Source organism: Salipiger sp. PrR003 (genome assembly GCF_010500785.1).
Classification (GTDB): Bacteria; Pseudomonadota; Alphaproteobacteria; order Rhodobacterales; family Rhodobacteraceae; genus Salipiger; species Salipiger pacificus_A.
In genome coordinates, this window is the sequence record NZ_JAAGOV010000057.1 from 12,749 (window position 1) to 27,050 (window position 14,302).

Below are 14,302 nucleotides of genomic sequence, written 5' to 3' on the forward strand. Positions count from 1 at the left end.
ACTAAATCTCGGCACTTTTTATATCCGACAGGACGATCCAAGAATGTTCGACTTCTTCTCCGCCAAACGCCCCAGCACGCTGGCCTCGCAGGCGATGATTGCCACCTCGCATCCGCTCTCGACGGCAGCCGGTATTGAGATCCTCTCGGCTGGCGGCAGCGCCGTCGATGCGGCCCTCGCCGCCGTGGCGGTGCAATGCGTGGTCGATCCGCTGATGACCGGCATCGGCGGTGACTGCTTCGCGCTTTACGCGCCGAAGGGCGGTCCGGTGAAGGCGCTGAACGGCTCGGGCCGCGCCCCGGCCGCCGCCACGGTCGCGGCGCTGAAGGAGGCGGGCCTCGGCGATGAAATTCCCCAGACCAGCCCGCATTCGGTGACCATCCCCGGGGCCATCTCGGCCTGGTGCCTGCTGCATGCCGACCATGGCACGATGCCGCTCGAGCGGCTCTTCGCCCGCGCCATCGGCTATGCCGAGAACGGCTACGCGGTGACCCCGCGCGTCGCGCAGGACTGGGCCGAGGCTGCCGAGCTGGTCGGAAAGGACGAGCACGCCGCCAAGGTCTTCTTGCCGAACGGCCGCGCTCCCGTCGCGGGTGAACGCCACGCCCAGCCCTTGCTGGCGGACCGCCTGCGCGAGATCGCCTCCAAGGGCGCCGCAGGCTTCTACCAGGGCGAGACCGCCGCGAAGATGGCCACCCACCTGCAGTCGCTCGGCGGGCTGCATACGACCCAGGACTTCCACGAGGCCACCGACCAGGCCTTCTGGACCGACCCGATCTCGGCCAGCTACGCCGGTCATGAGGTGATCGAATGCCCGCCCAACGGCCAGGGCCTCGCCGCGCTGCTGATCCTGCGCATCCTGTCGAAGTTCGACATGGGCCGTCAGATGTCCGAGGCGGACCGCATCCACCTGCACGCCGAGGCCACCAAGCTCGCCTACCACCACCGCGACGCGCTGATCGCCGACCCGGCCAGCTGCCCGGACGTGGTCGATACGCTGCTCTCGGACGAGGTGGTCGACACCCTCGCCGCGCGCATCGACATGACCCGCGCCATGGAGCCCGCCCTCTGGGACGAGCCCGAGCACAAGGACACGATCTATCTCTGCGTGGTCGATGCCGAGGGCAACGCGCTGTCCTTCATCAACTCGATCTTCCACGGTTTCGGCTCGACCCGGCTCGACCCCGAGACCGGCGTGCTCTTCCACTCGCGCGGCGCGTCGTTCCGGCTGATCGAGGGTCACCCCAACGCCATCGCGCCGAAGAAACGCCCGATGCACACCATTATCCCCGGCATGCTGCGCAAGGACGGCGAGGTGGTCATGCCCTTCGGCGTCATGGGCGGACAGTATCAGGCGGCCGGCCATGCGGCCTTCCTGTCGGGGGTGCTCGATCTCGGCCTCGACCTGCAGGCGGCGATGGATGCACCGCGCAGCTTCGCCCATGACGGCGAGTTGCAGGTCGAGCCGGGTGTGTCGGCCGACGCCCGCGCCGAGTTGGAAAAACGCGGCCACAAGCTCAAGGTGATGACCAGCCCGATCGGCGGCAGTCAGGCGATCCGCATCGACGCCGAGACCGGCCTGCTCTCTGGCGGCAGCGACAGTCGCAAGGACGGGATGGCGCTCGGCTTCTGAGCCAAGCCAGAGACGAAGGCCCCACAGCATCGCGCCCCTCCGGCGCGGTGTCTTTCTTTGCGGCCCCGGCTCGTCCCGAAGGGAGCGCTGGCGCGCGAAGGGAGCTGAGGCCGAGGATCTTGGCGCCCTGCTTTCGAAAGCCTAGAGATATGCCCCCGCCTCGTGCAGCCGCTGCTCGAAGCGGGTGATGTTCCCCAGCGCCCGGTCCGATTGCACCACCATGCTCGCCACCAGCGCTTCGGCCAGGGCAAAGGCGCCGATCATGCTCGGCAAGGGCTGCGGCCCGTGCATCTCGGGCAGCATCACCACCTCTGCCCCACGCGCCAGAGGCCCCCGGGGATCGTCGGTGATGGCAACCGTCCGCGCCCCCTGGCGCAGCGCCAGGTCATGCGCCGCGATGGTCTCGACCGAGTAATGCCGGAAGCTGATCGACAGGACCACGTCGCCGGGCCCCGCCAGGGCGATCCGGTCGCGGATGTCCCCCGGCGTGCCCGCCCGCGGCGCGAAATTGTCGAAGGCCATGCGGGCAGTATAGCCGAGGTAGTCGGCAATCGCGTAGCAGCTGCGGACCCCCACCACGTAGACCTGCCGCGCCTCGAGCATGATCCGCGCGGCCTTGTCTATCGCCACCCGGCTCTCGGGGGTAAAGGCCGACTCTAGGTTGCGGTGCCCCGCCTCGCGGATCGCATCGAGCACCGAGGCGCTGTCCCGACCCGAAAGCTCCTCCGCCCGCTTGCCATAGAACTCGCCGCCCTGCCGCAGCGCATCCTGAAAGGCATTGCGGCAGGCTTCGTACCCCGCAAACCCAAGCGCCTGTGACAGGCGCACCACCGTGTTGGCATTGGCCCCCGAGCGCTCGGCGAGGCTTCGCACGGAATTCAACGCGATCTCTTCGGGTTGATCCGACGCCCAGCGTGCCAGCGCCGCGACGCGCGGTGTGCCGCTGCGGCCGAGCTGGCGCAGCGCGCGGGCCAGATCGTCTAGCGAAGAAGCTGTCGGCAGTTCGGCCTCCCGGGTCTTTACTCGAAGGGGTTTCGACTTAGGTCGTGGGGTTGGCAGGCGTGATACATTTGTATTGTTTAACTTGACCCTTCGCAATGAAATGTTTCACTGACACGCGAGAGCCGAATCTCGGACACTTTCCAGGGAGACACACGACATGACCAAACCCCTCATCGGCGCCCTCGTGGCCGCCGCCACCGCGATCGGCGCGAGCGCAGCCACCGCGCAGGAGCAGACGTTCATCTCGATCGGCACCGGCGGCGTCACTGGCGTCTACTACCCGACCGGCGGCGCGATCTGCCGTCTGGTGAACCGCGGTCGCTCCGAGCACGGGATCCGCTGCGGCGTCGAATCCACCGGCGGCTCGGTGTTCAACATCAACGCCATCCGCGGCGGCGAGCTGGAATTCGGCGTCGCCCAGTCCGACTGGCAGTACCACGCCTACAACGGCACCTCGCGCTTCGAGGAACAGGGGCCGTTCGAGGGCCTGCGCGCCGTCTTCTCCGTCCACCCCGAGCCCTTCACCGTGGTTGCCCGTGCCGATGCCGGCATCGAGACCTTCGAGGATCTCAAGGGCAAGCGCGTCAACGTCGGCAACCCCGGCTCCGGCCAGCGCGGCACCATGGAAGTGCTGATGGACAAGCTGGGCTGGACCATGGACGATTTCGCCGTCGCCTCCGAGCTGCAGGCGGCCGAGCAGTCCCAGGCGCTCTGCGACAACAACATCGACGCGATGGTCTACACCGTCGGACACCCGTCGGGCTCGATCCAGGAAGCCACCACCGCCTGCGACTCCGTGCTGGTCGACGTCGAGGGCGAAGCGGTTGACGAGCTGGTCGCCGACAACCCCTTCTACCGCACCGCCACCATCCCCGGCGGCATGTACCGCGGCAATGACGAGGACACCCACACCTTCGGCGTCGGCGCGACCTTCGTGACCTCCGCGGATGTGCCGGAAGAAGTCGTCTACCAGGTGGTCAAGGCGATCTTTGACAACATGGACCAGTTCCGCGGCCTGCACCCGGCCTTTGCCAACCTCGACCCGAAAGAGATGGCAACCGCGGGTCTCTCGGCGCCGCTGCACGCCGGGGCCGAGCGCTACTTCCGCGAAGCCGGCCTGATCGAGTAAGATCGCGGCTCCGCGTATGAAACCCGGCCCGGGCGCTGCGCAGGCGCCCGGGCCTTTCCGGAAGGCGGCATCAGAGGGGCGCGCAGCATGACCGACCACCCACAGCAGACCGGTCCCGACCACGGCGGTCGCCAGTTCAGCGACGAAGAACTGCAGGATCTCGTTGCCAGCACCGACAGCGGCGCGCGGGCCCCGACGAACCGGTTTGTCGGCATGCTCATCGCGGGTCTCGCGCTGGCCTGGTCGCTGTTCCAGCTCTGGATCGCGCAGCCGCAGCTCTGGTTCGCCGACGTGCTGCCGGCGCTCAACTCGTCGCAGACCCGGCCGATCCACCTGACCTTCGCCATCCTGCTGGCCTTCCTCGCCTATCCGGCGCTGAAATCCTCGCCCCGCGATCGCGTGCCGCTGACCGACTGGATCCTCATGGCCATCGGCGGCTTCTGCGCCTTCTACGTTTTTCTCTTCTCCAAGGAACTCGCGCTGACCGCCCGCTCGGGGCTTCCCACGCAGTTCCAGGTGATCATCGGGGCCGTCGGCCTTGTCATCCTTCTCGAGGCCAGCCGCCGCGCACTGGGTCCGGCGCTGACCATCGTCGGCGCGCTCTTCCTGCTTTACGCTTACATGGGCACCGGCTGGCTGATCCCCGAGCTGATCGAGCACGAGGGGCTGTCCTTCACCGCGCTCATCAACGCGCAATGGCTCGACACCGCAGGCGTCTTCGGCATCCCGCTCGGGGTCTCAACGGCGTTCGTCTTCCTCTTCGTGCTCTTCGGCTCGCTGCTGGATAAGGCCGGCGCGGGCAATTACTTCATCAAGCTCGCCTTCGCCGGGCTCGGCCACCTGCGCGGCGGCCCTGCGAAGGCCGCGGTTGTCGGCTCTGCCATGACCGGCCTTATCTCGGGCTCGTCGATCGCAAATGTGGTCACCACCGGCACCTTCACCATCCCGCTGATGAAGCGCGTCGGCTTCACCAGCGAACAGGCCGGTTCGGTCGAGGTTGCCTCGTCGGTCAACGGCCAGATCATGCCGCCGGTGATGGGCGCCGCTGCCTTCCTGATGGTCGAGTTCATCGGGATCTCTTACGTCGAGGTGATCAAGCACGCCTTCATCCCGGCGGTGATCTCCTACATCGCGCTGGTCTACATCGTGCACCTCGAAGCGCTGAAGAAGAACATGCCCGCCCTTGGCGAGGCCAAGTCCTTCGGCGGCATGATCCTCAAGTTCTTCATCGGATTTGCCGTCGCCGGCGCGGGCTTCACCGCGCTGATCTACGCGGTCGGCGCGCTGAAGTCGGTCGCCCCCGGACTGTCGGGTCCGATCATGATGGTGGTGCTGGCCGCGGTCTATCTCTGGCTTCTCGCCATCGCCGCGCGCCGCCCCGATCTCGAGGTGGACGACCCCAGCGATCCCAACATCAAGCTGCCCACCGTGGGCGAAGTCTATGCCACCGGGCTGCACTACATCCTGCCGATCATCGTGCTGGTCTGGTTCCTGATGGTCGAGCGGCAGAGCCCGGCGAAATCCGCCTTCTACGCCACCGCGCTGATGCTTCTGATCATCATCACCCAGCGTCCGCTCAAGGCCATCCTGCGCGGCGAAGGCGCCCGCGTGGCCGAGGAATTCCGCAACGGCTGGCAGGACCTGATCGACGGTCTCATCGCCGGAGCGCGGAACATGATCGGCATCGGCGTCGCCACGGCGGCGGCGGGGATCATCGTCGCCACGGTCACCAAGACGCCCATCGGCACAGAGCTCGCGGGCCTCGTCGAGCAGCTCTCGGGCGGCAGCCTGATCATCATGCTGATCCTCGTCGGGGTCTTCTCGCTGATCCTTGGCATGGGCTTGCCGACCACGGCGAACTACATCGTGGTGTCCTCGCTGATGGCCAATGTGGTGGTTTCGCTCGGCGCGCAGGAAGGCTTGATCGTTCCCCTGATCGCGGCGCATCTCTTCGTCTTCTACTTCGGCATCATGGCCGACGTGACGCCGCCCGTGGGGCTTGCGTCCTTCGCGGCCGCGGCGGTTTCGGGGGGTGATCCGATCAAGACCGGCTTCACCGCCTTTTTCTACAGCCTGCGCACCGTCGCCCTGCCGTTCCTGTTCATCTTCAACCCGACGTTGATCCTCTACGGGGTCGATCTCGGCACCGCCACGGGAATTGCGCATGCGGTCTTCGTCTTCATCGTCGCGACCTTCGCCATGCTGCTCTTCGCTGCCGCCACGCAGGGCTATTTCTTCGCCCGCTCGCGCATTTGGGAGAGCGCGGCGCTGCTGCTGGTGGCCTTCACGCTCTTCGTGCCCAACGTCTGGCTGAACATGGTGCAGAGCCCCTTCCACAACATCCCGCCGGCCGAGTTCGAGCAGGTGCTGGCCGAGCTGCCGGAGGGCAGCCGGATCCGGCTGGAAATCGAAGGGCCGGATTTCAACACCGGCGAGACTGCCTCGACGACGCTGGTGATGGACGCCCATGGTGCCAATGCGCAGGAGCGGATCGACAATTCCGGCCTGATGCTCTTCCCCGAGGGCGACGTGGTGAAGCTCGACGAGCCGATGTTCGGCACCCCCACCGCCGAGAAGCTGGCGAGCTTCGACTTCTACGCCGACGAGCCGGTGCAGATCGCCTCGGTGCTGGTCCCGCAGGAACGGCTGCCGGCGCAGCTCTTCTACATCCCCGCGCTGCTGCTGCTGGGGCTGGTGATCCTGATGCAACGCCGCCGCCAGACCGTGCCGGCCTTCTGAGGAGCCTTGCGATGTACAAGACGATCCTTCTGCCCGTCGATCTCTCGGCCCCCGCGAGCTGGGCCAGGGCGCTGCCGACGGCCCTGCACCTCGGCGGCGAGGGCATGGTGCTGCACGTGGTGACCGTGCTGCCCGACTTCGGCATGTCGATGGTCTCGGGCTACTTTCGAGAGGGCTTCGAGAAGGGCGCCCTCAAGGAGGTCGGCGCCAAGCTCAAGGACTGGGTGAACGCCAACGTGCCGGACGCGGTCGAGGTGCATCCGCACGTGCTGCACGGGCGCATCTACGACCAGATCCTCATCGCCGCAGACAAGCTCAAGGCCGATGCCATCGTCCTGTCGTCGCACACCCCCGAGCTTGCCGACTACCTTCTGGGGCCGAACGCCGCCCGGGTGGTCCGCCACGCCAAACAATCTGTCTTCGTCGTGCGCGGCGAATAACCAAAGACCTTTGAAAGGGATCTGTCTGCGAGGGCTTCCAAGTACAGCCTCCCCGGCCGGTACCCCGCACGTCCTCAGGACGGTGAAGCAGAACTACGGTTACGCCGCGCTTGCGTCCGAAGAGGAGATTTGCCGCCCGGCCGCGGCGGGGACAGCCTGTGTGCAGGGTTTTTCCAGGCGCCCGGCCGATCCGCCCTTGACGACCCGCCCGCGCGCGTCACTCTGACATCCATGTTCCCGATCCGAGACCACAACCCCTCGGGGCGCACGCCCTATGTCACATACGCGCTGATCATCGCCAACACGGTGATCTTCCTGGGGTACTGGGTGCTGTTCACCGACCCCGCCGCGCTCGATGCCTTCTTCGAGCGGTGGGCGCTCTTCCCCGCGCATATCTCGCAGGGCTACGGATACACCGGCATCCTCACCTCGATGTTCCTGCATGGCGGCCTCATGCATCTCTTCGGCAACATGTTGTTCCTGTTCATCTTCGGCGACAATATCGAGGATATGCTGGGGCACCTGCGCTACCTGCTCTTCTACCTCGCCTCGGGCGTCGCAGCGGCGCTGCTGCAATATCTGGCCGATCCCGGCTCGGCGGTGCCCACGGTCGGCGCCTCGGGGGCGATTGCCGGGGTCATGGGCGCCTACCTGCTGCTCTTTCCGAAGGCGCGGGTCGACATCCTCATCATCCTGATCATCATCTTCAAGGTGCTACCGATCCCCGCCTGGCTGCTGCTGGCGGTCTGGTTCGGGTTGCAGATCTTCAGCGGCATCGGCAGCGCCGGGGCCGAGGGGGGCGTTGCCTATTGGGCGCATGTGGGCGGCTTCGTCGCGGGCCTCCTCATGATCGCCCCGGTCTGGCTGGCGCGGGGCGGCCCGGCGTTCTGGAACCGCACCCACGGCCAGCCACCGCATCCCGCCGCCAAATACGCCATCGGCCGCACCCATATCCCGCGCGCCGGAACACGCCAGAACGGAAGGAAGGGCCCATGGTCGGGAGTTTGACGAGCGGGCCAGTCACCGTCACCTGCCACTGCGGCGCCTGCGCGTTGCGGGTGACGCTGGCGGACGGGCTGAACACGGCCCGTCGCTGCGACTGCTCATTCTGCCGCCGCAGGGGCGCCGCCGCCGTGACCGCGCCGAAAGACGGGGTCGAGGTGGTGAAGGGCGCGGACAAGATGACGCTCTACCAGTTCGGCACCAACACCGCGCAGCACTACTTCTGCTCGGTCTGCGGCATCTACATGTACCACCGGCGCCGGTCGAACCCGAATGAGTTCGGGGTGAACATGGGGGGCATCGAAGGGGTAAACCCGGCAGAGCACGAGCCGATCCCCTGGTCGGACGGGGTCAACCATCCATCCGACCGTTGAGCGGGCGGCTTCGGCGGGCGTATTTTTCCTTCAAAACAAGCGCGAATAAAAAAGGGAGCCCTGCGGCTCCCTTCCTGTTCCTGTCGCCCGCGGTTGCGCGGGCTGCGCGCGCCCTTTTCAGACCTCGCGAATGGTCTTGGCGAAGGCGTCGAAGATATTGTTGCTCGCGCAGAGGATCGAGCCCGTCTCGTAGGGGTCCTGGTCTTCACGGATGCCTTCGACCAGCGCGCCCGCCTCGGAGGCAATGAGACCGCCCGCGGCGATGTCCCAGATGTTCAGCTCGCGCTCCCAGTAGCCGTCGTAGCGGCCCGCGGCCACATAGGCCAGATCGAGCGCCGCCGCCCCCCAGCGCCGCACGCCGGCGCATTCGGGCATCAGGCGGGCGAGGTCCTTGAGGGTCGCCGGCAGGGTCTTCTTCGCGGCGAAGGGCACGCCCGTGGCGAAGATCGCCTCGATCATGCGGTGGCGGCCCGAGACCCGCAGGCGGCGCGAGTCGTTGAGCCAGGCGCCGGCGCCCTTCTCGGCGTAGAACATCTCGTCCTTGGCCGGATCGAACACCACACCAGCGACGATCTTGCCCTTGTGCTCGAGCGCGATGGAGATCGCCCAATGCGGCAGGCCATGCAGGAAGTTGGTGGTGCCATCCAGCGGATCGACGATCCAGCGGCGGGTCGGATCTTCGCCGTCCTGGCCACCGCCCTCTTCCCCAAGCCAGCCGTAGGTCGGGCGCGCGCCCAGCAGCTCATCCTTGAGAATCTTCTCGGCGGCGATGTCGGCGCGCGACACGAAGTCGCCTGCACCCTTCATCGAGACCTGAAGGTTCTCGACCTCGCGGAAGTCCTTGACCAGCGACCGACCCGCCTTGCGCGCGGCCTTGATCATGATGTTGAGATTGGCACTGCCCTGCATGGCGACGGTTCCCGGAATTGGTTCAAGCCGCGCGTATACGCGGCTCGCCGGAAAAAGCCAAGTCCGTATGGCCTTGGGAGGTGCGTCGAAGCGACGCCTTACTGGCCGGCCGGGACATAGGCCCGCGGCAGCGGCGCGCCCTGCGTACCCATTGTGCTGCGGCGGGCGCTTTGGGCAGGCTCCGCGTAGAGGCCGCCGGTGGGGGTGCCGCACCAGATCTGGCCGCCGAGGATCACCGGCTGTTGCTTGCCCGCGCACATGCTGGGGCCGGGGTAGGCCTGTACCAGCGGCTGTGCGTTGCCGGCGCCCGCCACGAAGCCCGCGGAGCCGGGCATGTACATGTCGCCGGGGTATCCCTGGCTGCCCGCTTGTGCTGCGCCCGCAAGGGCCACCAATGCCGCTGCCGCGGCGCAAATGCTGAGAACTCGCATCTTCATCCCTCACAAACCCGCACTTCGGGAACCTCTTGGCCCGAGGCTAGCAGGCGGCGAGAGTATGTCAATTTTTCGCCGCATTTTGCCGGACCATTGGGACCGAGAGCGACAACACCGCGCTATCCGGCGAATTGCGCACCGTAGGGAAACAGCGCGCAGGCGAGAAGCGCCACCGGCCGGCGCAGTGCTGCGCCGGCCGGCCCTTGTGACCGCATCCGCTTCATTCAGCGGGCGGCATCTCCACGGTCACCGAGGGCACGCCGTGACGCGCGCGCAGACCGTCGCGGTAGATTGCCTTGAACAAGCCGAGGCACATCAGCAGCATCACCACCGAGAAGGGCAGCGCGCCGATCACCATGGCGGTCTGGATCGCGGTCAGCCCGCCAACCAGCAGCAACGCCCCGACCACGAGGCCGAGCGTGACGCCCCAGAAGATGATGTGCGGGCGCGCTTTCGGGCCCTCGTCGCCCGCCGCGTTGATGGTGTTGACGATCAGCACCGCCGAGTCGGCCGAGGTCACGAGATAGGTCATCAGCAGAATCACGATGATCACCGCCATGCACCACCCCAGCACGTCGCCCAGCATGAGGCCGGTCATGGTGAAGATCTTGGCGCCGTCGGTGGAGCCGAAGATCGCGCCGTCTGCGACCCCCGAGAGTTCCATTTCGATGGCCGTGCCGCCGGCGAAGGAGAACCACACGAAGCACATGATCGACGGCACGATCATCGCGCCCAGCACGAACTCGCGGATGGTGCGGCCGCGCGAGATGCGGGCGAGGAAGAGACCGACGAAGGGGGCGAAGGCCACCCACCAGGCCCAGTAGAACACCGTCCAGGCGCCCTGCCAGCCCGAGAGCGCGTCGCCGGTCTCGGTGCCGTCTGGACGGTAGACCGTGAACAGCATCTTCGGCAGCGCGATGATGTAGTCGATCATGCCGAGAAAGAGCGCCTGCATGCCGAACCAGGTGGAGCCGAAGATCATCAGGAAGGCCAGCAGGAAGATCGACAGCCCCATGTTGATGTTGGACAGCCACTTGATGCCCTTGCCCACGCCCGAGAGCGCCGAGAGGGTTGAGGCGCCCATGATCACCACCAGAGCCACGATGATGCCGGCGGGCGAAGCGTTGCCCTCGGCTGTGACGAGCCAGTCGCCGATGCCGATCTTGCTCATTCCGGCGACGAACTGCTCGACGCCGAAGCCGAGCGTCTGAGCGACGCCGAGGATGGTGGCGATCACCGCGACGATGTCGACAATGTGGCCAAGGGGGCCCGAGAGCGCCGAGCCGAAGAGCGGCGTCAGCGACGAGCGGATGGTCAGCGGCAGGCCGCGGCGGTAGGTAAAATACCCCAGCGCCAGACCGGCGATGGCGTAGGAGGACCAGGCAGAGAAGCCCCAGTGCAGGTAGCTGTATTGGTAGGCGTTCATGAAGTTGTTCACGCTTTCGCCCTCCGCGAGCCCTTGGATCACCTCGGGGTTGTTGCGGAAGTGGTAGATCGGCTCGGCCACCGCCCAGGTCAGCATGCCGACCCCGATGCCCGCGCCGAACATCATGGAGAACCACGAGAAGTTGTCGAACTCGGGGGTTTCGTCGTCATGCCCGAGCTTGAGCTTGCCGGCCGCAGGCCAGATCGCCAGCGCCAGGCAGACCAGCACGAAGAAGGCCATCACGTAGATGTACCAGCTGGCGAAGTTCGCCAGAATGAAGGTGTTGAGCCCGCCGAGCACGCCGCCCGCCTGCTCGGGGAAGGCGACGGCCCAGAGCACCAACCCGCCCACGGCAAGCTTGGAGGTCACGGTCACGTCGAGCGAGAAGCCGTTGTAGAAACCCTTGTCGGCGGTCTTGATCGGCAGGTCTGAGAGAGGAGGTTCAATTTTCGCCATGCGGCTCTGTCCCTGTTGGTCGGGCGTTGGGTTTACTCCGGCCGCAGCGCCCATTGGCGGCCGGGTTTTGATGGGTCGGACCGAAATCGCGTCAAGGTCGCTGCGTCACTCACCGCGGGGGAAGCGCGCGTTCTCCTCGACAACGTTGAGATCCATGTGGTTGCGCATGTACCGCTCCGAGGCCTTCTGCAGCGGCTGGAAGTCCCAGGGGAAATAGCTGCCGTTGCGCAGCGCCTCGTAGACGATCCAGCGCCGGGCCTGGCTCTGGCGCACCTCGGCGTCGAACCGGGCGAGATCCCATCGGGCATCGGCGGCGGTGCGGAAGGTGCCCAGCGTTGCCGCGTGCTGCGGGTCTTCGGCGAAGTTGGTCAATTCGTGCGGGTCCGTCTCGAGATCAAACAGGAGATCGGGATCTAGCGCGCAGCGGATGTACTTCCAGCGCCCTTGCCGCAGACAGACCAGCGGCGCGTAAGAGGCCTCGGCGGCGTACTCCATGGCGACCGGCGTGCCGCGCGCCCCGCCCTGCCCCAGCGGCACGAGGCTTTCGCCATCGGTCCAGGGGGCGATCTCGTCCATTGCCACGCCGGCGAGGTCGCAGAGCGTGGGGCAGACGTCGATGTTGCTGACCGGCGTGTCGACCCGGCCCGGCGCCATCTGCGGCGCGGCGATCATCATCGGCACGCGGGACGAGCCTTCGAAGAAGGACATCTTGAACCAGAGCCCGCGATTGCCGAGCATGTCGCCGTGATCCGAGACAAGCAGGATGATGGTGTTCTCTTCCTGCCGGGTGCCGCGCAGCGCCTCCATGACCTCGCCGATCTTGTCGTCGAGATAGGAGATATTGGCGAAATAGGCGCGGCGCGAGCGGCGCACGTCGTCTTCGGTCAGCTCGAAGCTGCGCCAGTCGTTGGCGTCGAAGATGCGCTGCGAATGCGGGTCGTGCTCTTCGTAGGGGATTGTCCCGACCTCGGGAAGCAGGTGCTCGCAGTCCTCGTAGAGGTCCCAGTACTTGCGCCGCGCCACGTAGGGATCATGCGGGTGGGTGAAGCTGACGGTCAGGCACCACGGCCGGTCGTCATGGCCGCGGCCAAGATCGTAGACCTTGCGCGTGGCGTTGTAGGCGACCTCGTCGTCATACTCCATCTGGTTGGAAATCTCGGCGACGCCCGAACCGGTGACCGAGCCCATGTTGTGATACCACCAGTCGATGCGCTCGCCGGGCTTGCGGTAGTCCGGGGTCCAGCCGAAATCGGGCGGGTAGATGTCGGTGGTCAGCCGTTCCTCGAAGCCGTGCAGCTGGTCCGGTCCGACGAAATGCATCTTGCCCGAGAGGCAGGTCTGGTAGCCCGCGCGGCGCAGATGGTGCGCGTAGGTGGGGATCGACGAGGCGAATTCGGCGGCATTGTCGTAGACCCCGGTGCGCGAGGGCAGCTGGCCCGACATGTAGCTCGCCCGGCCCGGCGCGCAGAGCGGAGAGGCGGTGTAGGCATTGCGGAAGCGGGTCGAGCGCGCCGCCAGCGCCTTGAGGTTGGGGGCGTGCAGCCACTCGGCTGGCCCGTCGGGGAACAGGGTCCCGTTCAGCTGGTCGACCATGAAGATCAGGATGTTCGGTCGGCTCGTCTGGCTCATGCGGGGCGCTGTCCTTTCCACGCGGCGTTGCGCCCGCCAAAGGGCGGGCGTCTCTGTCGCAACGCCGCCCGGCCCGCCCGTTGGAAAAGCGGGGCGCGCAGCGATTGCGCATTGTGTGCTGATATAAGTTTTGAAGAGAGTAGTTGACTTCAGACAATAAGCATCACGAAATCACCTAATGCCTGACATTGATAATCCTTATGGCACCTTCGCGCGCTACAGCGCCGATCTCAGCCTCTTCCTGCTGGTGGCGGACTGCGGCCAGCTCTCGCGCGCCGCCGAGTTGGCGGGGCTCTCGCAGCCGCGTCTGAGCCAGCGGATGAAGTCGCTCGAGGAAGCGCTCGGGAAGGGCCTGCTGCGGCGCGAGCGGCGCGGCGTTGCGCTGACCCGCGACGGGCAGGCGCTCCGCGCGGCGCTGGCCCCGCATCTCGGCGAGGCCGCCGCCGGCTTTGCCCGGTTCCAGCGCCCCGCCCGCCGCCGGACGGTGGTGATCGAGACCGACCTCGCCTTTGCCAGCCTGCGCTTCCTGCCGGTCTTTCCTTCGCTTTGCGCCGCCTTCCCCGAGCTCGGCCTCTCGCTGCTGACGCGGCAACTGCCCGAGGCCGGCGCCGATCGCGAAGCTGACCTGCGGATCCGCATGGAGCCACGGCAGGAGGAAAGCGAGCGCACCTGCTGTCTCTTTCCCGAGCGGGTCATGGCCGTCTGCAGCCCCGGCTTCCTCGCGGCGCATCCGGGTCTTGGTCGCCCGGACCCGCTGCAGGGGCTACCGCTCATCGAGCTGACCTCGGAGCACGGCGCACCCTGGTTCACCTGGAGCAGCTGGCTGGCGCAGCTCGGGCCGGAACCAGAGGTGCGCGGAGGCGGCGAGCGGATCAGCTTCAACAGCTACGACCACGTGATCCAGGCGGCGGAAAAGGGGCTGGGCGTGGCGCTCGGCTGGCGCGGGCTGGTCGACAGCCGGCTGGAGACCGGGGCGCTGGTGCCCGCCCTGCCCGCCGCCGCACGGGCCGAGCTCGAGAGCGGACATGGCTACATGCTGCGAATGCTCGCCCGCCAGCCGGGCGAAGAGCTGCGCGCGGTCTACGCCTGGATCCGCGACAATTTCAGCGGGTGAATTGCTGCCGAGTCG

Annotated in this window: 12 protein-coding genes; 7 read left to right on the forward strand and 5 right to left on the reverse strand. The window is 66.8% G+C overall.

Going from position 1 to position 14,302, the window contains the following annotated elements; translation table 11 throughout:
* Positions 1–43 precede the first annotated feature (43 nt).
* Positions 44–1,633, forward strand: coding sequence for a gamma-glutamyltransferase family protein (locus tag G0D83_RS21035; RefSeq protein WP_164196664.1), 1,590 nt, complete (start codon positions 44–46; stop codon positions 1,631–1,633).
* A gap of 141 nt (positions 1,634–1,774) precedes the next feature.
* Here G0D83_RS21035 and G0D83_RS21040 read toward each other — a convergent pair whose 3' ends face one another.
* Positions 1,775–2,506, reverse strand: a complete 732-nt coding sequence (locus G0D83_RS21040; RefSeq protein WP_370457292.1) for a MurR/RpiR family transcriptional regulator — start codon at positions 2,504–2,506, stop codon at positions 1,775–1,777.
* 286 nt (positions 2,507–2,792) lie between these two features.
* Between G0D83_RS21040 and G0D83_RS21045 the strand changes: the two genes are divergently transcribed.
* The 5 genes from G0D83_RS21045 to G0D83_RS21065 all read left to right on the forward strand — a co-directional run bounded on the left by G0D83_RS21045 (position 2,793) and on the right by G0D83_RS21065 (position 8,319).
* Entirely contained in the window at positions 2,793–3,764 is a 972-nt protein-coding gene (locus G0D83_RS21045; protein WP_164196666.1) for a TAXI family TRAP transporter solute-binding subunit, read from the forward strand.
* Positions 3,765–3,851: 87 nt separating this feature from the next.
* Entirely contained in the window at positions 3,852–6,503 is a 2,652-nt protein-coding gene (locus tag G0D83_RS21050; protein WP_108968569.1) for a TRAP transporter permease, read from the forward strand.
* 11 nt (positions 6,504–6,514) lie between these two features.
* A complete protein-coding gene (locus tag G0D83_RS21055; RefSeq protein ID WP_164196667.1) occupies positions 6,515–6,943 on the forward strand; it encodes a universal stress protein in 429 nt (142 codons plus the stop codon).
* 231 nt (positions 6,944–7,174) lie between these two features.
* Entirely contained in the window at positions 7,175–7,951 is a 777-nt protein-coding gene (locus G0D83_RS21060; protein WP_164196668.1) for a rhomboid family intramembrane serine protease, read from the forward strand.
* Entirely contained in the window at positions 7,936–8,319 is a 384-nt protein-coding gene (locus tag G0D83_RS21065) for a GFA family protein (RefSeq protein ID WP_164196669.1), read from the forward strand. The genes G0D83_RS21060 and G0D83_RS21065 overlap by 16 nt, the downstream gene beginning before the upstream one ends.
* A gap of 117 nt (positions 8,320–8,436) precedes the next feature.
* Here G0D83_RS21065 and G0D83_RS21070 read toward each other — a convergent pair whose 3' ends face one another.
* The 4 genes from G0D83_RS21070 to betC form a co-directional block, all read right to left on the reverse strand.
* Positions 8,437–9,228: an inositol monophosphatase family protein gene (locus tag G0D83_RS21070; protein WP_108968562.1), complete on the reverse strand. Its 792-nt coding sequence runs from the start codon at positions 9,226–9,228 to the stop codon at positions 8,437–8,439.
* A 98-nt stretch (positions 9,229–9,326) separates the two neighbouring features.
* Positions 9,327–9,659 carry a hypothetical protein gene (locus G0D83_RS21075; RefSeq protein WP_164196670.1) on the reverse strand — a complete coding sequence of 111 codons (333 nt, stop codon included), beginning with the start codon at positions 9,657–9,659 and terminating at the stop codon, positions 9,327–9,329.
* Between the two features lie 223 nt (positions 9,660–9,882).
* Positions 9,883–11,544 (reverse strand): BCCT family transporter, encoded by a 1,662-nt coding sequence (locus G0D83_RS21080; RefSeq protein ID WP_164196671.1) that lies wholly within the window; start codon positions 11,542–11,544, stop codon positions 9,883–9,885.
* A gap of 105 nt (positions 11,545–11,649) precedes the next feature.
* On the reverse strand, positions 11,650–13,173 hold the full coding sequence (gene betC, locus G0D83_RS21085) for a choline-sulfatase (protein WP_164196672.1): 1,524 nt from the start codon (positions 13,171–13,173) through the stop codon (positions 11,650–11,652).
* 178 nt (positions 13,174–13,351) lie between these two features.
* On the opposite strand from betC, the gene G0D83_RS21090 reads away from it, so the two are divergent.
* Positions 13,352–14,287, forward strand: a complete 936-nt coding sequence (locus G0D83_RS21090; RefSeq protein ID WP_164196673.1) for a LysR family transcriptional regulator — start codon at positions 13,352–13,354, stop codon at positions 14,285–14,287.
* Positions 14,288–14,302: the final 15 nt, after the last annotated feature.

What these genes read in the sequence shown, in the direction of transcription:
- G0D83_RS21035 (WP_164196664.1), top strand. Translation starts at nt 44, where the DNA reads ATGTTCGACTTCTTCTCCGCCAAACGCCCCAGCACGCTGGCCTCGCAG.
- G0D83_RS21045 (WP_164196666.1), top strand. Translation starts at nt 2,793, where the DNA reads ATGACCAAACCCCTCATCGGCGCCCTCGTGGCCGCCGCCACCGCGATC.
- G0D83_RS21050 (WP_108968569.1), top strand. Translation starts at nt 3,852, where the DNA reads ATGACCGACCACCCACAGCAGACCGGTCCCGACCACGGCGGTCGCCAG.
- G0D83_RS21055 (WP_164196667.1), top strand. Translation starts at nt 6,515, where the DNA reads ATGTACAAGACGATCCTTCTGCCCGTCGATCTCTCGGCCCCCGCGAGC.
- G0D83_RS21060 (WP_164196668.1), top strand. Translation starts at nt 7,175, where the DNA reads ATGTTCCCGATCCGAGACCACAACCCCTCGGGGCGCACGCCCTATGTC.
- G0D83_RS21065 (WP_164196669.1), top strand. Translation starts at nt 7,936, where the DNA reads ATGGTCGGGAGTTTGACGAGCGGGCCAGTCACCGTCACCTGCCACTGC.
- G0D83_RS21070 (WP_108968562.1), bottom strand. Translation starts at nt 9,228, where the DNA reads ATGCAGGGCAGTGCCAATCTCAACATCATGATCAAGGCCGCGCGCAAG.
- G0D83_RS21075 (WP_164196670.1), bottom strand. Translation starts at nt 9,659, where the DNA reads ATGCGAGTTCTCAGCATTTGCGCCGCGGCAGCGGCATTGGTGGCCCTT.
- G0D83_RS21080 (WP_164196671.1), bottom strand. Translation starts at nt 11,544, where the DNA reads ATGGCGAAAATTGAACCTCCTCTCTCAGACCTGCCGATCAAGACCGCC.
- betC (WP_164196672.1), bottom strand. Translation starts at nt 13,173, where the DNA reads ATGAGCCAGACGAGCCGACCGAACATCCTGATCTTCATGGTCGACCAG.
- G0D83_RS21090 (WP_164196673.1), top strand. Translation starts at nt 13,352, where the DNA reads ATGCCTGACATTGATAATCCTTATGGCACCTTCGCGCGCTACAGCGCC.